At 61.3% G+C, this 25,908-nt stretch carries 21 protein-coding genes; 19 read left to right on the top strand and 2 right to left on the bottom strand.

Annotation, left to right across the window (positions count from 1 at the left end):
- The 13 genes from R2940_12565 to R2940_12505 form a co-directional block, all read left to right on the top strand.
- Positions 1 to 686: hypothetical protein (locus R2940_12565; protein ID MEZ4600613.1), on the top strand; the 686-nt coding region annotated here is incomplete at its 5' end.
- Entirely contained in the window at positions 686 to 1,114 is a 429-nt protein-coding gene (locus R2940_12560; protein ID MEZ4600612.1) for a GPW/gp25 family protein, read from the top strand. The genes R2940_12565 and R2940_12560, both read left to right, overlap by 1 nt.
- A gap of 99 nt (positions 1,115 to 1,213) precedes the next feature.
- Positions 1,214 to 2,623 carry a baseplate J/gp47 family protein gene (locus R2940_12555; GenBank protein ID MEZ4600611.1) on the top strand — a complete coding sequence of 470 codons (1,410 nt, stop codon included), beginning with the start codon at positions 1,214 to 1,216 and terminating at the stop codon, positions 2,621 to 2,623.
- Positions 2,623 to 4,197, top strand: coding sequence for a phage tail protein (locus R2940_12550; GenBank protein ID MEZ4600610.1), 1,575 nt, complete (start codon positions 2,623 to 2,625; stop codon positions 4,195 to 4,197). Before R2940_12555 ends, R2940_12550 begins: the two co-directional genes overlap by 1 nt.
- A gap of 246 nt (positions 4,198 to 4,443) precedes the next feature.
- A complete protein-coding gene (locus R2940_12545; protein ID MEZ4600609.1) occupies positions 4,444 to 4,800 on the top strand; it encodes a hypothetical protein in 357 nt (118 codons plus the stop codon).
- A 477-nt stretch (positions 4,801 to 5,277) separates the two neighbouring features.
- On the top strand, positions 5,278 to 5,448 hold the full coding sequence (locus R2940_12540; GenBank protein MEZ4600608.1) for a hypothetical protein: 171 nt from the start codon (positions 5,278 to 5,280) through the stop codon (positions 5,446 to 5,448).
- 12 nt (positions 5,449 to 5,460) lie between these two features.
- Positions 5,461 to 5,994 (top strand): hypothetical protein, encoded by a 534-nt coding sequence (locus R2940_12535; GenBank protein ID MEZ4600607.1) that lies wholly within the window; start codon positions 5,461 to 5,463, stop codon positions 5,992 to 5,994.
- A gap of 15 nt (positions 5,995 to 6,009) precedes the next feature.
- Positions 6,010 to 9,558 (top strand): DUF4815 domain-containing protein, encoded by a 3,549-nt coding sequence (locus R2940_12530; protein MEZ4600606.1) that lies wholly within the window; start codon positions 6,010 to 6,012, stop codon positions 9,556 to 9,558.
- A gap of 12 nt (positions 9,559 to 9,570) precedes the next feature.
- Positions 9,571 to 9,828, top strand: coding sequence for a VrlD (locus R2940_12525; protein ID MEZ4600605.1), 258 nt, complete (start codon positions 9,571 to 9,573; stop codon positions 9,826 to 9,828).
- 249 nt (positions 9,829 to 10,077) lie between these two features.
- A complete protein-coding gene (locus R2940_12520) occupies positions 10,078 to 11,040 on the top strand; it encodes an amidoligase family protein (GenBank protein MEZ4600604.1) in 963 nt (320 codons plus the stop codon).
- Between the two features lie 11 nt (positions 11,041 to 11,051).
- A complete protein-coding gene (locus tag R2940_12515) occupies positions 11,052 to 11,573 on the top strand; it encodes a DUF5049 domain-containing protein (protein MEZ4600603.1) in 522 nt (173 codons plus the stop codon).
- Positions 11,558 to 12,355 carry a glucosamine 6-phosphate synthetase gene (locus tag R2940_12510; GenBank protein MEZ4600602.1) on the top strand — a complete coding sequence of 266 codons (798 nt, stop codon included), beginning with the start codon at positions 11,558 to 11,560 and terminating at the stop codon, positions 12,353 to 12,355. Before R2940_12515 ends, R2940_12510 begins: the two co-directional genes overlap by 16 nt.
- Positions 12,352 to 12,870, top strand: a complete 519-nt coding sequence (locus tag R2940_12505) for a gamma-glutamylcyclotransferase family protein (GenBank protein ID MEZ4600601.1) — start codon at positions 12,352 to 12,354, stop codon at positions 12,868 to 12,870. Before R2940_12510 ends, R2940_12505 begins: the two co-directional genes overlap by 4 nt.
- Here R2940_12505 and R2940_12500 read toward each other — a convergent pair.
- Positions 12,867 to 13,217: a helix-turn-helix transcriptional regulator gene (locus R2940_12500; GenBank protein ID MEZ4600600.1), complete on the bottom strand. Its 351-nt coding sequence runs from the start codon at positions 13,215 to 13,217 to the stop codon at positions 12,867 to 12,869. The two genes, R2940_12505 and R2940_12500, sit on opposite strands and share 4 nt — an antisense overlap.
- 297 nt (positions 13,218 to 13,514) lie before the next feature.
- Here R2940_12500 and R2940_12495 point away from each other — a divergent pair, with 297 nt between their 5' ends.
- The 6 genes from R2940_12495 to R2940_12470 all read left to right on the top strand — a co-directional run bounded on the left by R2940_12495 (position 13,515) and on the right by R2940_12470 (position 24,671).
- Positions 13,515 to 14,546 carry an aldo/keto reductase gene (locus tag R2940_12495; GenBank protein ID MEZ4600599.1) on the top strand — a complete coding sequence of 344 codons (1,032 nt, stop codon included), beginning with the start codon at positions 13,515 to 13,517 and terminating at the stop codon, positions 14,544 to 14,546.
- Between the two features lie 755 nt (positions 14,547 to 15,301).
- A complete protein-coding gene (locus tag R2940_12490; GenBank protein ID MEZ4600598.1) occupies positions 15,302 to 17,437 on the top strand; it encodes a class I SAM-dependent DNA methyltransferase in 2,136 nt (711 codons plus the stop codon).
- Positions 17,434 to 18,465 carry a hypothetical protein gene (locus R2940_12485; GenBank protein MEZ4600597.1) on the top strand — a complete coding sequence of 344 codons (1,032 nt, stop codon included), beginning with the start codon at positions 17,434 to 17,436 and terminating at the stop codon, positions 18,463 to 18,465. The genes R2940_12490 and R2940_12485 overlap by 4 nt, the downstream gene beginning before the upstream one ends.
- Positions 18,465 to 20,603: an NADAR domain-containing protein gene (locus tag R2940_12480; protein ID MEZ4600596.1), complete on the top strand. Its 2,139-nt coding sequence runs from the start codon at positions 18,465 to 18,467 to the stop codon at positions 20,601 to 20,603. The genes R2940_12485 and R2940_12480 overlap by 1 nt, the downstream gene beginning before the upstream one ends.
- Positions 20,590 to 21,633 (top strand): PDDEXK nuclease domain-containing protein, encoded by a 1,044-nt coding sequence (locus R2940_12475; protein ID MEZ4600595.1) that lies wholly within the window; start codon positions 20,590 to 20,592, stop codon positions 21,631 to 21,633. Before R2940_12480 ends, R2940_12475 begins: the two co-directional genes overlap by 14 nt.
- Positions 21,630 to 24,671 (top strand): type I restriction endonuclease subunit R, encoded by a 3,042-nt coding sequence (locus tag R2940_12470; protein MEZ4600594.1) that lies wholly within the window; start codon positions 21,630 to 21,632, stop codon positions 24,669 to 24,671. The genes R2940_12475 and R2940_12470 overlap by 4 nt, the downstream gene beginning before the upstream one ends.
- 202 nt (positions 24,672 to 24,873) lie before the next feature.
- Here the strand turns inward: R2940_12470 and R2940_12465 are convergent, their stop codons facing one another.
- A complete protein-coding gene (locus tag R2940_12465; protein ID MEZ4600593.1) occupies positions 24,874 to 25,851 on the bottom strand; it encodes a lipid A deacylase LpxR family protein in 978 nt (325 codons plus the stop codon).
- Positions 25,852 to 25,908: the final 57 nt, after the last annotated feature.

Genomic DNA, 25,908 nt, shown 5'->3' with positions numbered 1-25,908 from the left:
TCAAGACCCAGGAATACTTGGACCAGGTACAGATTGAGCCGGAGCTTGATTTCTATCCCTTCATCGAACTGCCCGTGGGCACCGAACCCCGCGATCTGCCGGACGGCAACCGGCTTTTCACCTTGCCCGACGGCATGATCCTGCGGACGACGGACGACCAGCGAATCAGTGTCATCGACGCCGGGCAGCACCAGGTCGTCACCCCCGGACCCGGAACGGCCGTCGAAGTCGCACCTGGACGGATTTACGCCTTGGATCAAACCTATTTGCGCACAACTCATGAAGACGCCGGGCTCAGTGGACTGCCTTTGGACGTGGAGCCCATTGCCATGGGTTCGTGGCGGTTCTCGGTTTGCTTTGCCGAAGGCATCCGCCTGGATATCGACCATAGAAGGAGGTTCATCACGCTTATCAATCCGACCGGCCCTATCGATATTCTCGGTATAGGCAGAATCGAGGGAATTGGAGAAAGCATCACTGTTCATCTGATCTCCGGAGGTGCCAAGGGCTTCCATTGTGAGGAATCAGGCCATGCTGGACTGATCGAGGCCGATGGGACCATTCATCTGACCCTGAGGAGCGGCCTGGAGTTGGTGGCGCGTTTCTTCAGCGAGGCATCGGAAGGGGATGAGGCCTTCCCCGACTGTTCCGGTCAATGCCAATTGAATTGTGAGGAGCGTGACTGATGAATTTTGATTTTCTCGGCGCGGGGTTGCGCCATCCTTTTCGATTTCAGTCCGTTTCCGGCGGCACCCAGATTTCCGCCTCGACCTCGCGGGAGCACGAGCATATCCGCGAAAGCATCCTGCAGATCCTCGGCACCCGGATCGGCGAACGGTTCATGAATCCGGAGTTCGGCTCCAGGCTGAAGGATCTGGTGTTCGAACAGAACGATGAAGTGCTCAAGGGGCTGCTGCGCCATTACGTCATCGACGCCATCAAGCGCTGGGAAAAGCGGGTGATCATTACGGATGTGCGATTCGATGACCTTCCGGTAAATACGGACAGAAACCTCCTGCCAGTACATATCGCCTATCGCGTGATCCAGAGCCAGGTGGAAGGGAATCTGGTTTATCCCTTCTACCGGGAAGGGGCAGCCAATCCCACCCGCTGAGGCGTCCCGCCTCCGACACATCCAGGCCCCTTCCGGTAAGTAACCGGCGTGGCGAGAGCATCAGGCGCTCTCGCATAACCGCCGAAAACCGGAGAGACCATGGGCCGCGCAAGCATCGGATACATCAACAAGGATTACGAATCGATCCGCCAGGAGCTGCTGGCGAAGATCCCGCAGCTCACCGACCGCTGGACCGATTTCAACCACTCCGATCTCGGCGTCGTCCTGCTCGATCTGTTCTGCGGCGTGGGCGACATGCTGGCCTACTACCTGGACGCCCAGGCGGCGGAGGCCTTTCTGCCCACGGCCCGCCAGCGCCAGAACGTCATCAACCTCTGCAAGCTCATCGGCTACCGGCTGGACTCGCCGGTGGCCTCCACCACCACGCTGCGCTTCCGGCTCTCCGCCCCGCTCGGCAAGGATCTGACCATTCCGGCGGGGACGGCCTGCCGCGCCTTGCTGAGTGACGGCGAGGCGGATTTCGAGACGGTCGAGGACGGCCTGATCCCGCGAGGCGTGCTCTCGGTGGACATCCCGGCCCGGCAAGGCGTGCGCCGCACCGAGACCTTCACGTCGACGGGGCTGCCATTCCAGCGCATCCGCCTGACCGGCGACGTCATCGCCCAGGGCACCATCACCGTTACGGTGGGGGACGACGCCTGGAGCGAGGTCGATCATTTCCAGGACAGCCTGGCCGACAGCCGTCATTTCATGGCCGACCTGGACGCCCTCGACATCTCCACCCTGATTTTCGGCGACGGGCAAAGCGGTGCTGTACCCGCCCAGGGAAGCGCCATCACCGTCAGCTATCTGCAAACCATCGGAGACCAGGGCAATCTCGGTCCGAACCGGATCACCCAACTGCTGAGCCCGGTCTACCTCGACGGCGGCCAGGTCTCCCTGACCGTCACCAACCCGGTGCCCGCCACCGGCGGCGCTTCGCGGGAAGCCCTCGAACACGCCCGCCGACAGGCACCGGCGGAGCTGCGCAGTCTCTGGAAGGCCGTCACCCTGGAGGATTACCAGGCGCTCGCCGAAGGTTACCCCGGCGTCGCCAAGGCCAAGGTGCTCGACACCAATGCCTGTCAGAACATCCGCTATTACAACGTCCAACTGGCCATCGCCCCCAACGGCGGCGGAATGCCCTCGGCGCTGCTCAAGCGGGACCTCGCGGAGTTTCTCGAACGCCGCAAGGTCATCACGGTCGAGATCAACCTGTTCGATCCGATCTACCGGCCCGTTTCCATCGACGCCGAGGTCTACATCTGGCCCGGTGAACCGCTGGAAAACGTGCGCAGCCGCATCGAAGCCGCGCTCTCCGATTTCTTTTCCTTCGACCAAGTCTCCTTCGGCCAGACCATTCACTTCTCCGACCTGGTGGCCCTGATCGACGGCGTGCGCGGCGTCAGCCACATGCACCTCTACGCGCCGCAGCAGGACATCGAGCTGCGCCACGGCGAAATCCCGGTTCTCGGCACCGTCAACCTCGATCTGCGGAGGGCCGGTTGATGTCGGATTGGTTCAAGGACAATCTGCTCGGCCTGCTGCCGCCGCTTTACGAGCACAACGACGAGGCCGGTGACCTGCGCACCTTTCTGAGCCTTCCCGCCGGAACGCTCGACGAGCTCAAGCAGGCCATCGACGACTTCCCGACCATCTTCGATGTCGATCATTGCGACGAACGCTTCCTGCCGCTGCTGGCGAGACTGGTCGGCCTCGAAGTGGACGGCACCTGTTCGCCGGACTGCCAGCGCCGCCGCGTGCGGGAGGCGGTCGAGATCTATCGCCGCAAGGGCACCATCCCGGCCATCGAACGCGACTTTGACGCGCTCGGTTGGCAGGGGGAACTGCAGGAGACCTTCCGCTCGGCTCTGCGTCTCAATGCCCGCTCCAGACTCAGCAACGCCAAGCTGCCCGGGCTGGTGTTCAGCCTCGGCGTGTTTCGCGTGCTGTGTCTCAACCAGACCGAGGGGCTGCGCGACGCCCTGGTGTTTCACCACCCGGCGGGCACGCGCTGTTTCTGGCTCCAGTTCCTCCTGGAATGGATCGAAGGCGGCGCGATGCTCGACTTCGGGCATGCCAACGCCGTGCGCCGGATCGTGCTGGCGTTTCTCGACGAGACCTTCGTCCTCGGACGTTCCTCGCTCGGTTCCTGCCGTCACCTGACCAACAAGCAGAGGGCCTGGGAGCTGCTGCAGCTCACCAGCACCACGGAGATGATCCCGGAAATCGACCGGGCCGCCGTGAAGGTCTCCCGTTTTCACGGCCGCCAGAACCGGATGCGCCTGAACCACAAGGCCCTCAACGACTGGCGGCTTCCGTACACCCGCGTCGGCGAGGACCGGGTTTCCTTCTGCACGCCCATCTACACCGGCCGCGATTTCGAAGGGGATGTGCTGGAAAGCGGCTTCGGGCTGGGCGAGAGCCATCTCAACCGCAAGCCGCTGACCCATGGCGAGACCGCGCTGCGCTACTGCTTCCGGCAGAAGGATTTCTTTTTCGACACGCAGGCGGAACCGGTCGAACGGGCGGAAGCCAAGTACGACCTGCGCCTGCCCCTGGAATCCCGGCACCGCCTCTGTTTCCAGCTTGGCCGCGCCAGGCTCAACGCAGGTCTCGATCTCACCGCCAACCAGGGCGGCATCAGCAATCTGCTGCTCGCCTCCACCGCTGGCTGCGACGCGGACGTCACCCTGGCCGTCGACCGGATCGACCGATGGCGGCGGAGAGGGCCTGTGTTCCGGCTCAACGCGAACACCCTGAACACCCGGTATCTGAGCAATGCGAATCTGACCGGCGAACGGGCCTCGCTTGAAGTCTACGTGGACACAGGTTCTCTCCAGCGCCATCGGGTCGAGACCATGAAGCTGGGCGCGAGCCCGCTCAACACCACCGGCCTGCGCCTCTCCGTGGATCGGACCCGCCCGATGCGCGTCAGCCGCATGCGCCTCAACCAGGCCGGATTCCGCTGGTCGCGGCCTTCCTACCGCTGGCTGTTCCGTCAGCAGGATCTGCACGCGCCGACGCAGGCCGGGTTCGAGGCCGCCACCAACAACTATCGCGCCACCCAGTGGCCCACCTGAAGGAGAACCCATGGCGATACATCTCTATCTTGACGAAGCGCTGACCCAGCAGATTTCCGAGGGGGATTTCAGCCGCCCCGAGGCCGAGAGCTACAACGGCACCGACGGCGACATCAAGGATCGGCAGCTCTACGTCGCCAACGAGCAGACGAGCCTCGCTTCGGCCATCGACGCGGCGCAGACCGCCATTCCCTGGCCGAACCGCGCTTTGCCGACGGCGAACTCATCATCATCGACGGCGAGCAGATGCTCATCGAAAGCGGCGGCGGCACCGCCAATCTCACCGTGCAGCGGGGCGTGGCCAACACCGCTCCGGCCGCGCACGACGCCGGAACGACCGTCTATTCCGGCTACGACTACACCGGGCTGGTGCTCGATCCCATCGACGAAACCGGCACCGACGAATCGGTCTGGTACCGCCTGGCCCTGACCCAGGCCGGACTCGACACCGCCACCCAGGGCGCACCGCTCAACCTCGGCGACAAGGCATTCCAGCAGACGCTGTCTTTCTGGCGGCGCTGCACCGTGCTCCCGGGCACGCCGGTGCAAAACAAACTCGACATCAAGCTGCGCCTGACCGGCACGGAAAACCCGATTCTTTAAGAGGCGCATAGATGGCTGACATCACGGTTGATATCGACATTTCCGCGAGGGTGACCCGGCCTTGGCAGACCGGGACGTTCGTCGGTGCAACCGGCCCTGGTCCTCGAAGCTAGGCGAACCTGGTGGATACGGATGCGGTAACGCAAACATCCGAGTTATTCGCGTCATCACGCTCCGGGCGGACACAGCCGAATCGATGGATTCGTCCGCTGCAATTTCGAAGCGCTACCTCGAGGCCGACCAGGCAAGGCCATATCATGCGGCGTGCCAAGCCATCAAATACAGACCGGTTCTCTCGGAAGTGCGATGCGTCGTCGGCGCGGGCTGTGACGGTCAGCTCAACGCAGGACCGACAAATCAGGAACTGCTCGCCAACCGGCGGACAGCCAGCATTCCGACAACCGCCTGAACCGGAGCGCCGACCTGTGGCTCGTCGTCCATGGCCGTCTGGGCGTCGATGCCGACGCGGCGGTGCGGGTGACGCGCCCCTGGCTGCGGAGCATCGACACCAGCGTCCGGACGTCCGGCGCACACATCAGCCGATCCGACACCGTTCAGCGCATCGCGATCCCGGCCGGGCTGCTGGCCGACACGCGCCAGATCCTGTTCGCGGTGCTCATCGATCAAGACCACGAAATTCAGACCTAAAGGAGAACAGCAATGGCACTGGGACTCATCGTCAAAACCGGCCGGATACTGACGGCCAAACTCCTCCTCGGCCAGGCCGTGGACGGCATCACCCACTGCGCCATCGGCGACGGGGATGCCAGCTTCACCGACCCGCAGAATCCGCCCGCGCCGGACATCGGCCAGACCGGGCTCAGAAACGAACGCGCCCGCAAGCGCTACTACAAGCGGACCTTCCTCAAGGAGGACGCCGAAGGGGCGCTGCTGGTCAACGGCGTGCGCTATCTCGAAACCGGCGAGGAGACCAACACCATCGGCATCTTCTTCCGCTTCGACGAGGCCGAGGCCAACGGCATCACCATCCGCGAATACGGCTTCTTCGGCGGCGACGTGCAGTACGTGCAAAGCGTCACCGGGGATCTCGCCATGGGCGGCGTGTTCCATCAGGACACCAACCCGACCGGCGAGGTGCTGCGCCCGGGCTACCTGTACGAGGTGAAGAACATTCCCGACTTCAACAAGATTTCCGACACCCGCGTGGAGCTGGTCGGGATCATCAAGATCTAACTGGAGGATTCAAACATGAGCATCTCACGCGAGACATTCGACCCGACCAAGAACTACAAGCGCATCCGCTACCATCAGGATCGCGACCTGCTGGATTCCGAACTCAACGAGCAGCAGGACATCATCAACCTGGAGCGGCGCAAGATCGCCGACATCCTGTTCAAGGAAGGCTCCATCATCATGGGCCTCGAGGTCAGCGCGGCCGCCAACGTCCTGACCCTGGCCCCGGGCGTGGTCTACATCGACGGCCATCTGGAACAGGTGAGCGGCGCGACCCTGACCTATGACCCGGCCACCACCAGCGGGGCCGATTACGTTTACGTGGAGCTGCTGAAGTACAACTACGGCTACACCCAGGACCCGGCCCTGATCAATCCGGCCACCGGCGAGCCCACCGCCGAGCGGGAAAAATGGGTTCTCTCTCTCAAGGCGACGGATACCAGCGGCCAGACGCTGCCCAACAACGTGGCCGAGCGCCGGGTGATCCCGATCTACAAGTTCGACCGCGAGAGCGGCGACGTCACGCCCACGGTGCAGGAGAAGTCCAACCTCTACCTGCGGGATCTGCTGGGCACGCTGCCGGGCAGCCGGATCACCGTCTCCTCGATCACCGAGGACCAGCTCTCCTTCGCCGCCGCCGAGGGGCTCAATTCCCTGATTCAGAACCTGGCCGAGCGCACCTTCGACCAGGCCGGAAGCTATCTGGTGCGGGGCTTCGACACCTTCATCGGCGGCGTCGACGACGACAGCGTGGAGGCGATCACCAACGCCGGACGCGCCTACATCCAGGGCTTCCGGCATCAGCGCGATCTGCCCACCTCGACCCTGGTGCCCAAATCCATCGCCACCAAGTCGGTGCGCGGCGAGCAGAAGACCTTCGACATCAACAAGCGCCGCTATCCGGTCAACTCCACGCCGCTCAAGGAGACGACCCAGGTGGAGGCCATCGTCGAGATTACCCGCAACGTCACTCGCGGCTCGGTGGGCGGCGGCGAAGACCTGCTCGACCCCAATCCCGTCGTGGACATCCTCGAGGTCAGCCAGGGGGCGACCATCTTCCAGGAGGGCGTGGACTGGCAGCAGTCGGGCAACCATGTCGACTGGCTCGGCTCCGGTAACGAACCGGCCATCGGCACCACCTACACGGTGCGCTGGACCTACACCAAGCAGATGGTCAAGGGCACCGACTACGTGGACAGCGGCTGGTTCGGACAGGCCAACCATCCGGCGGCCGGAAACTATTTCTATCTGGTGACCGCCTACAACGCCACCGGCGAGACGGCCTTCAACGCCGCTGCGGTCATTGCCCGGGCCACCGCCGCCGGGGAGATGAACAAGCTCTCCTGGCTGCCGGTCAGCGGCGCGACCGGCTATCGCGTCTACCGGGCCGCCACCAACGGCGCACGCACCGACTACAAGCGCCTGATGGAACTGGGCAGCGAGGCGCTCTCCTACGTCGACGACGGCGTCGAGGAGATCGGCACCGCTTCGCCTCCGGCCACCAACACGGCCGGACTCACCATGTCGCCGGTGCAGCTCGAGCTGGGCAACCTCAACGTGATCAACTTCGGGCGCGGCAGCCTCGGCGACCAGCCGGTGAACGGTTCCAACTGCAGCCTGGACTACGACTATTACCTCGGCCGCCGCGACATCGTTTACGCCACCACCACCGAGATCAAGCGGCTGGAAGGGGCTCCGGCCGATTTCCCGAAGCTGCCCATCGTGCCGGAAAACGCCCTGGGGCTGTGCAGCATCGACTGCCCGCCCAACTCCACCGACATGGAGATCCGCAACTTCGGCCTGACCCGCATCACCATGGACCAGATCCACGACATCATTCAGGACGTCGAGGACCTGAAGTACAACGATGCCCAGTACCAGATGAACAACGAGCTGCAGAACCGGGACGCCCAGACCAAGAAAGGCATCTACTCGGACGACTTCTCGAACACCGCCCAGTCGGACATCTACCACGCCGAATGGGACGCCCGGGTGAACGAGATCGCCCGCTTCGTCGCGCCGGACCGCATTCCGCACTCCACCGTGCTCTCGGTCGATCAGGCGGGCAGCAACGCCAGCTTCTTCGGCAGCCTGGCGCTGCTGCCGGGCAACGAGACCGTGCTGGTGGAGCAGAACGACTGGTCCGAGGAGCGCAACATCAACCCCTACGCGGTGTTCGACAAGCCCCCGGCCATGCTGCAGATCACGCCCAACCTCGGGCGGCGCGGCCAGACCGGCATCGCCGTCACCGGCATCAACTTCACCCCGAGCAAGTCCGGCATCGTGCTGCGCTGCGACGGCCAGGTGATGGCCAGCAACCTGATCAGCGACGAGGCCGGTCGGGTCAGCGCCTCCTTCACCATTCCGACCAACGCCCGCAACGGCAACCGCATCGTGGAGATGGCCGACGGCGTCTACTCGGCCCGGGCCAGCCTGCAGATCAACGATCCGCTGGTCATCACCCGCATCGAGCGCATCATCGAGAACCGCATCATCCGCGTGCCCGTGGTGCAGGTGGTCTGGCGCACCCAGACCATCTTCGTGCCCCGTGACCCGCTGGCCCAGACCTTCAGCTTCACCCAAAACCAGGTGATCTCCAGCATCGGTCTGCAGTTCACCGCCAGGGACCCGAGCATCCCGGTCACGGTGCAGATTCGCGGCGTCACCACCGGTCTGCCCAACGGCGTGGTGTTCGCCGAGAAGGTGCTGGCCCCGAACGAGATCAGCCTGAGCGGCGAGACCCGCATTCGCTTCGACGACCCGTTCTACGCCGAGGCCAACACCAGCTATTCCGTGGTGCTGCTGACCAACAGCACCAACTACAAGGTGCGCACCGCCACCCTCGGCAAGATGGGCCGCTGGGGCATCATCACCCGCCAGACCTACATGGAAGGTGTGCTGCTGGAGAGCTCCAACGCCGAGACCTGGACGCCGCTCAACGGCTCCGACCTGGCGATGAAGATCTACGGCTACAACTTCCAGTCCGAGGGGATGATCCGCTTCCAGCCGATCACCGGCGTGCAGTTCTCCGACATCAACCTCGACGAATACTCGGCCATCCCCCAGGGCACCGGCCTCGACTGGGAATACTCCACCGACGGCGGTGTGACCTGGGACGCCATGGTTCCCGCCGAGGAGGAACGGCTGCCCAACCTCGCCACCCGGGTCCAGATCCGCGTGCGCCTGAGCAGCTCGCTTGCCAACGACACCCCGGCCATCAACTTCCGCGACGTCAACCTGGTGGGCTACCTCAACAAGACCACCGGGGCCTACCTGACCCGCGAGAACGAGCTGACCCAGGGGGTGGAATCGACCAAGGCCTATGTGCAGATGCAAATCCCCAGCGGCACCACCCTGCAATGGTTCGCCAGCAACGACGGCGGCCTGACCTGGGAGGCGATGACCATCCAGGACACCCGGCCCATCGACGAGAACTGGACCGAGTACACCCTGGTGCGCACCTTCACCGACAACACCGGCAACAAGGTCCGCTACAAGGCCGAGATGACCGGCACGCCGCTGATCTACCCGCGCATCCATTCGCTGGGCGCGACCCTGAGCTAAGGAGGCACGGCCATGATCGTTCGACGCAAAGGCGGCCTGACCGAGTTCATCCCCACGCCGCAGGAGAAGCGCGACGGCCTGATCCGCGACCACGCCCTGGGCCTGCTGGAGAATCTGCACCAGCGCCTGGCGCGGCTGGAACGGGCGTCAAAGCTCCCGACCGACGAAGCGGAGGCCTTCACGGCGCTGCTGGCGCGGATGCGGGCCGACGAGTCGCGCAACCTCGAGCTGCACGCCAGCCTGATCACCTCTGATACCGCTTCCGGCTGACCGGCTCACTGCCACCGCCAACCCAGAAACCCCGGATACGGCCAGCCCGTTCCGGGGTTTCTGCCGCCTGTGCGCCGCCCAATCCGGCCAAACTCGCAAGTCATTGAAAATAAACGTGTTAAATGTCGGCTTCGGCTGTTCTTCTACTTGATTTGTGTCCGGAAAGAAGCATTCATTCATGGTGTAAGCGGAGGCTGAAAAGCCTTGCCAGACAACGACTTAGAAGCGCCACGAACGACGGAGGCACGCATGAACCTGAAAGAGATCCACTACGGGATCGAGATCGAGACCGTAAAACGCACCCGGGAGCAGATCGCCTGGGCCATCCACTCGGTGGTGGGCGGCACGGTCCGCCATGTCGGCATCCCCAGCAGCTATGACCCCTGGGAGGTCGAGGACCTGCGCGGCCGCGTCTGGAAGGTGGTGGGGGACGCCTCCCTGACCAGCGTCCCGGCCCATCTGCGGGCCGAGGTGGTCAGCCCGGTGCTCGGCTACGACGACATCCCGCAACTGCAGGAGGCGGTCCGGGCCATCCGCCGCGCCGGAGGCAAGATCAACAGCCAGTGCGGCATTCACATCCATATCGACGCCGCGCCCTTCGACGGCAGACACCTGGGTAACCTGGCCAAGATCATCTACAAGCAGGAGCCGCTGATCCTCCACGCCCTCGGCATCAGCCGCGACCGGCTCAACCGCTACACCCGGCCGGTCAGCGACGAGCTGATCCAGCGCATCGAACAGCATCGCCCCCGCACCAAGGACCAGCTCAACCGCATCTGGTACGGCTACCACAACCGCCAGCCCCAGCACTACGACAACAGCCGCTACCACGGGGTCAACCTGCACAACGTCTGGTACCGGGGCACGGTGGAGTTCCGCTGGTTCGAGGCGACCCTCCACGCGGGGCGGATCAAGGCCTACCTGCAGTTCTGCCTCGCGGTCGCCGCCAAGGCGCTCAACGGCCGGGCCGCCTCCAGCCGCAAGCGGGATTTCGATCCCCAGAGCGCCAAGTACGACTTCCGGGTCTTCCTGCTCCACCTCGGCCTGATCGGCGACGAGTTCAAGACCGCCCGCAAGCATCTGATGGCCAACATGCCCGGCGACGCCGCCTTCAAGAACGGACGGCCCAAACCGGAGGACGTCCTTCCGGACGAAACCGAAACCACCACTCTCACCAACGAGGCCGGGCAAGTTCCCGGCCTCACTGTTTAAGGAGGTGCCCCATGAAGATTCTGATCCGCTCCACCACGCTGGACGGCGAACCGATCCCCGGCAGCGGGGAAACCATCCAGGCCGCCGACTGCCTCGAAGTTGTCGAGCTGATGCGCGGCCAGACGCCGTTTACCGCCAGCCGAGCGCCCCGGGACTACATGACCGAGGTGCTCTCCGGCATCGAAGGCGGGCCGACCCAGCCGTTGCCGGAGGACGCCGCCGCTGCGGCCGCCGAGTTTCTCACCCGCCTGGCCCGGCACGGCCTGATCGAGTTTCTGCCCGACGACAAGGCCAGCGATCCCTGGCCGGAACGCTTCCTCGAAGCCCTGGAGACGGTGCGGCTCTCCGGGCGCACCAACATGCTCGACCACCCGGAGGTGACCCGCCTGACCGCCGAGATGGGTTACCCGGAGGTGGCCGAGTGGCTGGCGGACCACCGGCGCGAATACGCGGCCTTCGTCCTCGAAGGGACGAGACCGCTCGGCAAGAACTTCGGCGGCAAGGAGGACCCGGCTCCATGTGCGGACAAGTAGGCATCATCTTCGGCCGCAAGCGCAGACGGCCCGACGAGCGGGATTACCTGCGCGAGCTCTTCATCCGCATGCTGCTGCACAGCGAGGAGCGCGGCCCGCACGCCTCCGGTCTGGCCTGGCTCAAGACCGACGGCAGCCACCGCATCTTCAAGCGGCCGATGCGGGCGCACGAGCTGGTCTACGAGAAGCCGTTCCAGGAGCTGCTCGGGCAGGTCGACAACGAGACCACCATCCTCATGGGCCACACCCGCTGGCGCACCCGGGGCAACGAGTTCAACAACCGCAACAACCATCCCATCCGGGCCGGGATCGTCATCGGCACCCACAACGGCACCATCTACAACGCCGATTATCTGTTCCGCCGTCTCGGTCTGCCGCGCTACGCCGAGGTGGATAGCGAGCTGATCTTCCGCCTGGCCGACCGCTTCGCGCCCGAAGGCCCCATCGACCAGGAGGGCCTGAAGAAGGCGCTTGCCCTTTGTCGCGGCCAGATGAGCGCCGTGCTGGCCTCGCGGCTCGACCCCGGCACCATCACCGTGCTCAAGGGCAACAAGCCGCTCTGCCTGCGCATCCACCGCCAGCACCGGGTGGTGCTTTACGCCTCGGAGGCCGCCTTCATCGACTTTGCCGTGGACTTTGATCCGGGCTGGCGCGAGCTGGAGGTGCCGCCCATGACCATGCTCACCATCCGCCACGAGGATGTGCGGGCCATCGAAAACAGCGAATTCCGCTTCATACCCCAGGAGCGCAAAGGGACACTGCCCGAAGGAGTGAATGCATGAACATTGGAGACACCGCGAAGCTGAACACAAACCCGGAAGACAGTCCCGAGACCATCCTCCGGCTCTTCGTCTACGGCACCCTGAAACGGGGCTACTGGAACCATCAACGCTTCTGCGCCCAGGCCCGCAGCATCGAACCGGCCGTGGTCTGGGGCAGGCTCTACCACCTCCATGCCGGGTTCCCGGCCCTCGAGGTGCCGGAAGGTCTGATCCTGGCCCGAGGCACCGCCGATCCGCTGGCCGACGCCCGCAGACAACAGGAGATCGGCATACCACGATTCGGCCGCCCGACCGGTGACTGGGATCTGATCCATGGGGAACTGGTGACCTTCACCGACCCGCAGCGCGACCTGCCGCCCATCGACCGGCTGGAAGGATTCCGGCCCGGCGGGCACAGCATGTATCAGCGGGTGATGGTGGCCGCTGGATGCCGGAACGCTTCAATTGCGGTGTGGATTTACAGGATGGCTCGGGTTACAAATGGGGAGCGAATTGACCGGGAGTGGCGGGGCTAATGGGTGTTGGCCTTGATGCTTTCGGCTGCCTGGATGAGGCTCTTGATCTCATCCTCGGTAAAGCTGGCTTCCTTGATGTAGCGAAGCAAATTCATGACTTCGGGTTGGTCATGAAGGTAGTCGACAACTTCCGGGTCCGTGGACGAGGACAAACGGAACAGCACGTCGGGATCGGCGGCCAGCACCTTGGCCAGCTCTTTGATTACCTCTGGCCTTGGCGGACGCTCCTTGCCACGCTCTATGCGGCTCAGGTAGGCGGGGGAGATGCCTGCCTTGGTCGCTGTCTCGCGCAGCCCGAGGTCTTGGGCGACTCGAAGGTCGCGGATGGTTTCACCAAAGTTTTTCATAGCGTCTAATATACCTCGCTGTTTAGTGTTTTGCAACACAAAATTCCTCTGGCAATCTTTGGCGTAATTTGGTATATTCTGGTTGATTTTTACTCAGAGGCAGGTAACTTACCCCTGTTCTGGCACTGTGCCTTGACGGCCAACAGCCCTGCAGGAGAGGCGACATGAGCAATGAAGAGGTTTTGAAACTAGATGATGTCGCTATTTATATTGCTGTGTGAAAAGAGTTGGAAGAGGTATAGTTTTGGATTAGCGACGGGTCTAACACGATTATTTTGATAAAAAAGGAGGTCAGTTATGCAGTATCGTCAATTGGGTCAATCCGGACTGTTGGTATCTGAATTGTGCTTCGGCACGATGACGTTCGGCGCCAAGGGCTACTGGGAAGTGGTCGGCGGCCTGGATCAGGCGGCGGCGCAGCGCCTGGTCGATATCGCCATCGACGGCGGCATCAATTTCTTTGACACGGCGGATGTCTATTCCCACGGCCTCTCGGAGGAGATTCTCGGCAAGACCCTGAAGGGCAAGCGTGATCAGGTGGTGCTGGCCACCAAGGTGCGTGGTCGCATGAGCGCCAACATCAACGACGTGGGTCTGAGCCGACACCACATCATCCAGAGCTGCGAGAACAGTCTGAAGCGTCTGGGCACCGATCATATCGATCTCTACATTGTCCACAGCTTCGATTTCATGACGCCGCTGGAGGAAACCCTCTCGGCGCTCGATCACCTGGTGCGACAGGGCAAGGTGCGCTATCTGGGCTGCTCCAATTACTTCGCCTGGCAGCTCATGAAGGCGCTGTCGATTTCCGAGCGCAAGCACCTGGAGAAGTTCGTCTCGCTGCAGGCCTACTACTCACTCGTTGCCCGCGACGTAGAATACGAATTGGTGCCCCTGTGCGAAGACCAGGGCTTGGGGCTGACGCCTTGGTCGCCGCTGGCCGGGGGTTTCCTGACTGGCAAGTACCCTCGGGGGAACCCGAAAGCGCAGGAAGGTCGCCGTAGCCGGGAAGAACAGAACTTCATCCAGTTCGACGAGGACCGCGCTTATGCCATTCTGGACGAAGTGCAGCGAATCGCCAGGGAGCGCGGCGTAAGCCCTGCCCAAGTGTCTCTCAACTACCTGCTGCGTAAGCCAGCGGTGAGTTCGGTGCTGATTGGCGCCACCAGGCCGGCGCAGCTCGAGGACAACCTCAATACCGTGGCTTGGTCACTGACGCCGGACGAAGTGGCCCGGCTCGATGCGGTCAGCGAGCCTCCGCGCATGTATCCCAAGTGGATGCTGGATTTCACCCGTCTCGATCGGGACGATCCGCAAATGATGCTTTGATCGTGAGGTCCACGGGGGCTGGCTGTGTAAACCCATGAGGTTGTACACGTTGAATCCCAAGCGGCTAACCGGGGGGTGGTGGTTCAGACGGGCATTCTTGTGGTTCTTTGTCCGGGCCTCTTGGAGGGCTGGCTTGGTCCGCACCTCCAGTTTTCCGGCTAGGTTCCGGACGAACAAACTACTGAGAGATCACAGATAGAGGCCCTCGTGAGAGCTGGTTCTGGTGTCGTCTTCAGCCTGCCCTTGAAGGACAGGCTGAAGCTGCCCCTCTCCGTGACGACTAAGGACCAGGTTGAGATCCTGCTTCCCTGACTGCCAGTGCCGCTGCGTACGGGAGGCGGTCGAAATCTATCGCCGCAAGGGCACCATCCCGGCCATCGAACGCGACTTTGACGTGCTCGGTTGGCAGGGGGAGCTCGAGGAAACCTTCCGCTTGGCTCTGCGTCTCAATGCCCGCTCCAGATCCAGCAAGTCTCGGCATCGACCCCGAGCAGTTCCAGGATCGGCTTCTCGATCACCAGCGCCAGGCTGTTGCCGTGCTTGGTCAGGGTTTTGATCACGGCTGCCTCCGTCATTGTTGGTTGCAACATCATCAGTAAAGACGAAGTCGACGAGTGGGTCAAGGCTGGCGGCGCGGCCGAGCCTGCGGACAAATCGCCGGGAGCGATTTTGGACGTCCGAAGGACGCCCGAAGGGTGAGCGCCACGGATGGCGCGAATCAAACCGACAAGAAGCGCAAGGAGTAACGACGGGCTATGAACCATGTGATCCACAACAGCATCGTGAATTTTATCTGGGGCATTGCCGACGACGTGTTGCGCGATGTCTACGTGCGCGGCAAGTACCGCGACGTGATCCTGCCAATGACGGTCATCCGCCGTCTCGACGCGCTTTTGGAGCCGAGCAAGGAAAAAGTCCTCGGCATGAAGAAGCAGCTCGACGGGGCCGGGATCGCCAACCAACACGCCGCGCTCTGCCAGGCCTCCGGCGAGGCCTTTTACAACGTCTCGCCCTTTACCCTGCGCGACCTGAAGAACCGCGCCAAACAGCAACAGCTCAAGGCCGATTTCGAAGCTTATCTGGACGGCTTTTCACCCAACGTCCAGGAGATCCTGGACAAGTTCAAGTTTCGCAACCAGATACCGACCTTGATCGAGGCCGACATCCTCGGTCACCTGATCGAGAAATTCCTCGACGGCCGCGTCAACCTGAGTCCCAAGCCGGTGCAGGACGTGGACGGCAACGAGCTGCTTCCCGCGCTCGACAACCACTCCATGGGCACCATCTTCGAGGAGCTGATCCGCCGCTTCAACGAAGAGAACAACGAAGAGGCCGGAGAGCACTTCACGCCCCGCGACGTGGTCAAGCTCATGGCCGACCTGATCTTCCTGCCGGTGGCCGACGACATCGAATCCGGAACTTATCTCGTCTATGACGGGGCCTGCGGCACCGGCGGCATGCTGACCGTGGCCGAGGAGCGTCTAGCCGAACTGGCCGAAAGCCACGGCAAGGATGTCTCCATTCACCTCTACGGCCAGGAGGTACAGCCGGAAACCTACGCCATCTCCAAGGCCGACCTGCTGCTCAAAGGCGAAGGGGCCGAGGCCGAGAACATGAAGTACGGCTCCACGCTCTCCAGCGATGCCTTCCCGTCGCAGGAATTCGACTTCATGCTCTCCAATCCGCCCTACGGCAAGAGTTGGAAAACCGACTTGGAGCGCCTGGGCGGTAAGGGGGACATCAAGGACCCGCGCTTTTTAACCCAGCACGCTGGCGACCCGGAATACAAGATGATCACCCGTTCCTCGGACGGGCAGCTCATGTTCCTGGTCAACAAGCTCTCCAAGATGAAGCACACCACCCGCCTCGGCAGCCGCATCGCCGAGGTTCACAACGGCTCGTCGCTCTTCACCGGCGACGCCGGTCAGGGCGAGAGCAATATCCGCCGCTGGATCATCGAGAACGACTGGCTGGAGGCCATCATCGCCCTGCCGGAGAACATGTTCTACAACACCGGCATCGCCACCTACATCTGGGTGCTCACCAACCGCAAGAGCGAAGAGCGTAAAGGCAAGGTTCAGCTCATCGACGCCACCGAATGGTACGTGCCGCTGCGCCGCAACCTCGGCAAGAAGAATTGCGAGTTCTCCGAAGAACATATCCGCACTATCTGCGACCTGGTGGTGAATCCGGTCGAAACCGAGAAATCCAAGATCTTCCCCAACGAGGCCTTCGGCTACTGGAAGGTGACGGTGGACCGTCCGCTGCGCCTCGCCGTCGACCTGAACCCGGCCCGGCTGGAACGGTTCGAGCGGGCCTGCGCCAAGGCCAAGGAAGAGCCGCTGGCGGGCCTTGCCCGCCGCGTGGCCGAGACCATCGGAGCCGGTACGCACCTGGACTTCAATGCCTTTATAGATGTCTGCGACGCCGATGCCGACAAACACGGCGTCAAGCTCACCGCCAAGCGCAAGAAGCTGCTGCAGAGCGACCTCTGCGACACCAGCGAGGACGCCGCGCCGGTGCTGAAGAAGGTTCACAAACCGGGCAAGGCCACGTCTGATCCCATCCACGGCCTGTTCGAAGCCGAGGTGGGCGGCAAGACCTGCGTGGTTGAATACGAGCCGGATACCGCCCTGCGCGACAGCGAACAGGTGCCGCTGCTGGAAGAAGGCGGTATCGAAGCGTTCTTCCGGCGCGAGGTGCTGCCCTACACCCCGGACGCATGGATCGACCCGGGCAAAACGCTGGTGGGCTACGAGATCTCCTTCACCCGCCATTTCTACCGGCCCGCGCCCATGCGCACCCTCGATGAGATCAAGGCCGATATCTACGCCCTGGAGCAGGAGACTGAAGGGTTACTCGATGATATTTTGATCGGAGGAAAACAATGACGGAACGACATCGCCTTCTCGATTCAATTACCTCGACAATTGCCGATTACCGTGAGGGAGACCTGCCCGCGCCAACTCCGGATCATGTTGAGCGATGGGTTCGTCAATTCGATGAGGAGGTCCGCGTTCCAATTCTTCGGGAGATGGATCACGTCCTCAAAATGACCTATTTTTCCAGGAAGGATACAAAGAAATTTCTTGCTGGCCTATTTCAAACTGAAAAGCTTGTTGGTGACGATCCTTGTGGTTTTTGGCAAGGCGTCAATTTCCTTGATATTCAAGGTGGGGGCGCGAGCCAGAAGGAAATGCTGGCGCTATTCAGCAAAATTCTGAAGAAGAAATGCGGTTTTGAAGTGGAGAACTGTGGCCGGTCACAAGATGTTTTCCTTTATATAGACGATGCCGTTTTTACCGGAAATCGGGTTCGCAGGGATTTGGAAGCCTGGATAGCCGAAGATGCGCCTTCGACGGCAAAATTGCATGTAGTTGTCATTGCAACCCACGAAGGATCTTACTACCACCGGAATAAAGTGAATGAAGCGGCAAAGGCCGCTGGAAAAACGATCAACATAACCTGGTGGCATGCTGTAAACCTTGAAGATCGAAAAAAATATACCGACACGTCGGATGTGCTTCGCCCCACGGTTATCCCGACTGAGCCAGGCGTAACCAGGTACGTCCAGGCCATGAACTACAAGCCGCAGCTTCGCAATGCCGGTCAGGTAGGTGAAAAAGGGGTTTTTTCCAGCGATGCCGGACGCCAACTTCTGGAACAAGAATTCTTGAAGGCGGGAGTTCGCATTCGCCAGATTTGTCCATACCTGAGTGAATCCCAGCGTCCGTTGGGGCACACTTCCCTTGAGTCATTGGGCTTCGGCTCCCTAATCGTGACATTTCGGAACTGTCCCAACAACGCTCCCCTTGCACTGTGGGTAGGTGATCCTTGGTATCCGTTGTTTCCACGGACGACCAATACAGATACATCGCTCAAGCGGTTTATGGCTATGTTGGCTAAGGATATTTTCTGATGAGTCAGGGTAATCAAATTCGAACCTATAGCCCATCAGCAGCCGCTGTCTTTCTGAAGACGAACGAAAAGTATGGTGGGCTATCCAACATGGCACCAGGCTTTCCGCTTTGTGTAAATGGGGTTCGAATCCGCACTTCTGAGGCTCTTTATCAAGCGTGCCGTTTCCCGCATCTGCCCGATATACAACGCCAGATCATTGATGAGCGAAGCCCAATGACGGCAAAGATGCGGATCAAGCCGCTAAAAAATAGGTCACGTCAGGACTGGGATTCTGTGCGCGTAAAAATCATGCGCTGGTGTCTCAGGGTCAAACTGGCGCAAAACTGGCGTACCTTTGGTGAATTGCTGCTATCGACAGGTGATCTGCCTATTGTTGAGCAGTCCCGTAAAGATGATTTTTGGGGTGCAAAAGTCTCCAAGGACGGTTCTTTGGTTGGCATGAACGTTTTGGGCCGCTTGTTAATGGAATTACGAGAGCAATTGAAATCGGGTGACATAGAAGGACTAAAACTCATAGAACCACCACCTATCACAAATTTTGTACTGTATCATCACCCAATTGAAGCGGTTCGTCCTGCTGAGACATCCTCCGACATGGACATTGGCGTCAAAAAGAGGGGCATCCCGCCAACGCAGATTAAACCTGTGCAGCCGTCTCTTTTTGCACCGTCAACAAGACCTCAAGTGCACAACAGCTCGACAAATGACTCCCCCAGAAATGGAGTGACGATAATAAAGGGTTATCCGGAATATAAGGATTCCGGGCAGCCGTTCCTGGGCGTAATTCCAGCTCACTGGAATCTGTTCAGGAACGGCCGCCTTTTCTCACAGCGCAACGAGACCGGGTTTGGAGAGTTACCCATTCTTGAGGTCTCCTTGAAAACCGGTGTCCGCGTGCGCGACATGGACAACCTGAAGCGCAAGCAGGTGATGTCCGACCGGGAAAAATACAAGCGAGCGGCTCAGGGGGATATTGCCTACAACATGATGCGCATGTGGCAGGGAGCCGTGGGCGTTGCCCCCGTGGACGGGCTGGTCAGTCCAGCTTATGTCGTTGTACGACCCTTTCCCGAGGTGGACTGCCGCTACTTCAGCTATCTGTTCCGCACCGCGTCCTATATGAACGAGGTGGACGCCTTTTCTCGGGGCATCGTGAAAGACCGTAACCGGCTTTACTGGCAGGATTTCAAGCGCATGACGTCGCCCGTTCCTTCGATTGAGGAGCAGCGGCACATCACCAGATTTCTTGATGCGGCCGGCAGTAAGGCTCAGCGGTTCATACGCAACAAGCGGCGGCTCATCGAACTGCTCAAGGAGCAGAAGCAGAACGTCATCAACCAGGCCGTGACCCGGGGGCTTGATCCCAAGGTCAAGTTCAAGCCCAGCGGCGTGGAATGGATCGGAGATATTCCGGAGCACTGGGATGCCACGAAGCTCAAACGCGTGGTTAGCTTCAATCCATCGAAATCTGAGACACGAGCGAATCCGGCGGATGAAGAAAAGGTTGTCTTTCTTCCCATGGAGAACATCTCCGTCAATGGGGATATCGATTGCTCCGAAAAACGCACGCTGTCCGAAGTCTGGAATGGCTTTACCTATTTCCGACGCGGGGATGTGGTTGTCGCGAAAATCACTCCCTGTTTTGAAAACGGCAAGGGAGCTTACCTCAAAGGGCTTGAGTCTGATTTCGGCTTTGGTACTACCGAGTTGATTGTTCTTCGCCCTTCAAAGGCCATCGACGGCGCTTTTCTCCGGTTCCTCACATCAACCAAACAGTTCCTGTTACTGGGCGAGCAATACATGACTGGCGCGGCTGGCCAGCAGCGGATTCCATCGGATTTTGTGAAAAATTATCCAATTGGTCTGCCACCAATTGAGGAGCAATTGGAAATTCTTGAACACATCCAGGAAAAGTCGGCCGAGATCGACCAGGCCATTTCTCGCGCCCAACGTGAGATCGAACTGATGCGCGAATACCGCACCCGGCTGATTTCCGATGTGGTCACAGGCCAGGTGGATGTGCGCGGCATCGAAGTGCCGGAGGTTGTCGAGGAAGAGCTGCTGTCTCTGGATGAGGACACCGGTGAAGCCGATGACGTGATCGATGACGAGGGGGACATGGATGAAACCGACTGACAAAACCCCAAAAAACAGCCTCGGCAAACCGCAGGACTACCCGCGCCTGCTGTCCGAGATCAAGGAGCGCATCCGCTCCGCCCAGTATGAAGCCCTCAAGGCGGTCAACAAGGAGTTGGTCGGTCTGTACTGGGACATCGGGCGGATGATCGTGGAGCGGCAGGATGTTGAAGGCTGGGGCAAGGCGGTGGTGGAACAGCTCGCCGCCGATCTGCGGACGGAGTTTCCCGGCGTGGGGGGCTTTTCGGCTTCCAACCTCTGGCGGATGAAGGCTTTTTTCGAGGCGTACACCGGCCTGGAAAAACTCGCACCACTGGTGCGAGAAATCGGCTGGAGCCACAACCTGGCCATCCTGGAGCGCTGCAAGGACCCGCTGGAGCGGGAGTTCTATCTGCGCATGACCCGCAAGTTCGGCTGGTCCAAGAACGTGCTCGTTCACCAGATCGATAACCAGAGCTATGAAAAATCCCTGCTGGGCCAGACCAATTTCGACCAGGCGCTCACACCGGAACTTCGCGCCCAGGCCAAGCTGGCGGTGAAGGACGAATACACCTTCGATTTTCTGGAACTGGGCGAGGAACACAGCGAGCGGGAGCTGGAGCGGGCGCTCATCGCCCGGATCGAGGATTTCCTCCGGGCCATGGGCGGCATGTTCGCCTTCATGGGCAGCCAATACCGGCTGGAGGTGGACGGCAAAGAGTTTTTCATCGACCTGCTGTTGTTTCACCGCCGTCTGCGCTGTCTTGTCGCCATTGAATTGAAAGTCGGCGAATTCCTGCCGGAGTTCGTCGGCAAGATGCAGTTTTATCTGGCGGCGCTGGACCGGCAGGTCCGCCAGGAGGACGAGAACCCCTCCATCGGCATCATCCTGTGCAAGGAGAAGAGCCGCACAATTGTGGAATACGCCCTGCACGACGCCCGCAAGCCCATCGGCGTGGCCACTTATGAAATCACCAAGACCCTGCCCAAGGCGCTGAAAGGCCAACTGCCGTCGCCGAAGGACATCGCCCATTTGCTGGAGGACCTATGAAACCGACCGACACCAGCGAAAAGGGCCTGGAATCAATCGTCGTCGCCTCCCTCGTGGAGGAGGCCGGATACGTTCAGAGCGACCCGCAGGACTATGACCGGGAACACGCCGTCGACCTGGCCAAGCTGTTGCAGTTCCTCGCCGCTACCCAGCCCGATAGCTATGAGGCTCTCGGCATCGACGAGGAAGGCCCCAAGCGTACCCAGTTCCTGCACCGCCTGCAGGGCGAGATCGCCAAGCGCGGCGTGGTAGACGTGCTGCGCGGCGGCATCAAGCACGGCCCGGCCCATGTGGACCTTTTCTACGGCACGCCGACGCCGGGCAACGTGAAGGCAGCGGAACGGTTCGCGGCCAACATCTTCAGCGTCACCCGCCAGCTCCGCTACAGCCGCAACGAGACCGCGCTCTCCCTCGACATGGCCGTGTTCATCAACGGCCTGCCCATCGCCACCTTCGAACTCAAGAACAAGCTCACCAAGCAGACGGTGCTCGATGCCGTGCAGCAGTACCAGCGTGACCGCGACCCGAAGGAGCTGCTGTTTCAGTTCGGCCGTTGCGTCGTTCATTTTGCCGTGGACGATCACGAGGTGCGTTTCTGCACCCACCTCAAGGGCAAGGGCTCGTGGTTTCTGCCCTTCAACAAGGGCTACAACGACGGCGCGGGCAATCCTCCGAACCCCGCCGGGCTCGCCACCGACTACCTGTGGAAGGAGTCCCTCTCCAAGGCAGGGTTGACCGACATCCTGGAAAACTACGCCCAAGTGGTGGAGGAAAAGGACGAGAAGACCGGTAAAAAGCGGTACAAACAAATCTTCCCCCGCTACCACCAGTTGAAGGTGGTGCGCATGCTGCTGGCCAATGCCGCCGAGAGCGGCGTCGGCAGGCGCTACCTGATCCAGCACTCGGCGGGCAGCGGCAAAAGTAACTCCATCGCCTGGCTGGCGCACCAGCTTATTGGAATTGTGAAGGGTGAAGCGGGAAGTGTGAAAAAAGAGAATTCACCCCTCACCCTTCAAACTTCAAACTTCGTCTTCGACTCGGTCATCGTGGTCACCGACCGACGGGTGCTCGACAAGCAGATCCGCGACACCATCAAGCAGTTCGCCCAGGTTTCCGCCACCGTCGGCCATGCCGAGCATTCCGGCGACCTGCGCCGCTTCCTCAAGGCCGGGAAGAAGATCATCATCACCACGGTGCAGAAGTTCCCGTTCATCCTCGATGAGATCGGCGATGAACACCGTAGAGCCAAGTTCGCCATCATCATCGACGAGGCCCATTCCAGCCAGGGCGGCAAGACCACTGCCGCGATGAATCGTGTGCTGGAAGAGACCGCGCCCTACGGCGGCTCTGATGACGAGGGGGAAGAGACGGTCGAGGACAAGATCAACAAGATCATGGAAGGCCGGAAGATGGTGAGCAACGCCAGCTACTTCGCCTTCACCGCGACCCCCAAGAACAAGACCCTGGAGATCTTCGGCGAGCCGGACCCTCAACCCGACGGCACCGTGAAGCACCACCCGTTCCACAGCTACACCATGAAACAGGCCATCCAGGAGGGCTTCATCCTCGATGTGCTGAAGAACTACACTCCGGTGGAGAGTTATTACCGTCTGGCCAAGACCGTGGAGGACGACCCGCTCTTCGACGCCAACAAGGCCCAGAAAAAGCTGCGCCGCTATGTGGAGTCCCATGAGCACGCCATCCGCGAGAAGACGGAGATTATGGTGGACCATTTCCACGCCCAGGTGATCGGCCACCGCAAGATCGGTGGCCAGGCCCGGGCGATGGTCATTACCAACGGCATCGTGCGGGCCATCCAGTATTTCCATGCCTTCAAGGATTACCTCAAGGAGCGCAAGAGCCCTTACGCGCCCATCGTGGCTTTTTCCGGGGAGCACGAGTACGGCGGAAAAAAGGTCACCGAAGCGACCCTGAACGGCTTCCCCAGCCGCCAGATCCCGGACAAGGTGCAACAGGACCCGTACCGCTTCCTGATCGTCGCCGACAAGTTCCAGACCGGCTACGACGAACCGCTGCTGCACACCATGTACGTGGACAAGGCGCTCTCCGGCATCAAGGCGGTGCAGACCCTCTCGCGGCTCAATCGCGCCCATCCGCAAAAGCACGACACCTTTGTGCTCGATTTCTACAACGACTCGGAGACCATCCAGAAGTCGTTCGAGCCCTATTACCGCACCACCATCCTCAGTGACGAGACCGACCCCAACAAGCTCCACGACCTCAAATCGGATCTGGACGGCTACCAGGTCTATTCGCAGGCGCAAATCGACGATCTGGTGGGGCTCTACCTGAACGGCGCGGACCGCGACAAGCTCGACCCGATCCTGGACGCCTGCGTGGCCACCTACAACGCCGATCTTGATGAGGACGGCCAGGTGAACTTCAAGGGCAAGGCCAAGGCCTTCGTCCGCACCTACGGCTTTCTGTCCTCGATCCTGGCGTACTCGAATGCCGACTGGGAAAAGCTGTCGATCTTTCTGAATTTCCTGATCCCGAAGCTCCCCGCGCCCAAGGAAGAGGACCTCTCCCGGGGCATCCTCGAGGCCATCGACATGGACAGCTACCGTGTCGAGGTGAAAACCAGCCTGAAGATAGGCCTTCCGGATCAGGATGCCGAAATCGGACCGGTGCCGACCAGCGGAGGTGGCCGCAAACCGGAACCGGAGCTGGACCAACTGAGCAACATCATCAAGGCGTTCAACGACCAGTTCGGCAACATCGATTGGAAGGACGGCGACAAGATCCGCAAGGTCATTGCCGAGGAGATCCCGGCCAAGGTCGCGGCGGACGCGGCCTACCAGAACGCCATGAAGAATAACGACAAGAAAACCGCCCGGATCGAGCACGACGCCGCGCTGCAACGCGTCATGATCGACCTCTTGTCCGACCACACCGAGCTGTTCAAGCAGTTCAGCGACAACCCGTCGTTCAAGAAATGGCTGGGCGACACCATCTTCGGCGTGACCTACCAGCAACAGGCCGGACAATCCGCAACGGGGGCGAGCCATGGACGTTAAAACGGCCGCCATTCAGGTTTTGCAGCAGGCCGGAACGGGCGCTACACGCCCAACACCTTTGAGGCAAGGTGGGCATCATGAGGCTTAGGTTCGTTTCTTCCCTATTGATTTTCCTGAGATGCTGGTCGGACGGAAACGCTGAACAAGTCAGTGCGAGAAGGCGCGAAGTCCGCAATAACTGTTGAGCGCATCGACGATTCCATCAAAACTGGATAGAAAGGCTGACAGCCCCGAACTCGCTGGTCTTGCCCTGGGTTTTGAACTCCCGGGTGCGCAGCACGTGGGTATAGCCGAGGCGCACGTCGCTCCAGGTCAGCGCGAAGCCGAACTGGAGGTCGCCGACCAGCGGCTCCTTGTCCACGCTGCGGCTGTCGCGGAAGGTGTTGCCATCGAGAAAGATGTTGCGGGCGACCGCTCTTCCCTCCACGCCGGCGAACAGATACCAGCCGAACCCGTTCTGCGGCACGAAGAAGCCCGAACCCGGCAGGCTGGGTTGGATGCGCGGCGGGCCGTAATCGTGCGGCAGGCGCCGGCCGAGGCGCAGCGTCAGGCCGGCATTGGCGTAAGTGAACACATTGCCAATGGCGCCGCCGGCGTGGGGCGTCATGTCGAAGGTGTTGCCAAGCGCCGTTTCCTCGATGAAGCGGCGCCAGTTGCGCTGGTAGGTGAGAGTAACACCTGGCTCATTCTTGAGCTGGGTGTCCCAGCCGCGCGGCTTCGCCGAGTCCGTGATCTCGTGGACGAACTTCTGGGTCTGCTCGGCAAGCGAGGCCGGTCCGACCATTCCGAGGGTCAGCTCCAGCTGGTCGAGGCGCCGGCCGGTCTCGGCGATCAGCCCGATTGAGCCGTAGAGCCAGCCGGCGTAGGGCTGGTCATCGCGTGGTGGATTCGGGATCTCGATGTCCTCGGGGGTGTACATGTTCTGTCCGATGGCGTAGCTGGTGCGCACGGTGCCGTCCTCGGGAAAAAAGGGGAACCGTCGGGCCGCCCGCAGCGCCCATTCAGGCGCTTTTTCCGGAGCCGACAACCAGGCGGCGCGCACGCCGTTGGTGTAGTTGCGGTCAGTGTTGTAGAAGAGGTCGTTTTCGAGTACGAGACTCAACGTACCGTTCCCGCTCTGCCCCGACGCCAGCGCCGGGAACAACCACAAACCCACCAGCGAGAGGATCAGAAGATTCATCCCGCGGAGAAACCCTCGCGCAGCCCTCCCGAGTGATCGTTTGCTTCTCGTCCGCAT

The sequence above is a fragment of the Syntrophotaleaceae bacterium genome (assembly GCA_041390365.1).
GTDB lineage: Bacteria > Desulfobacterota > Desulfuromonadia > Desulfuromonadales > Syntrophotaleaceae > JAWKQB01.
The sequence above is the reverse complement of the archived record's forward strand: the minus strand, read 5'-3'. Positions and strand labels throughout refer to the sequence as shown.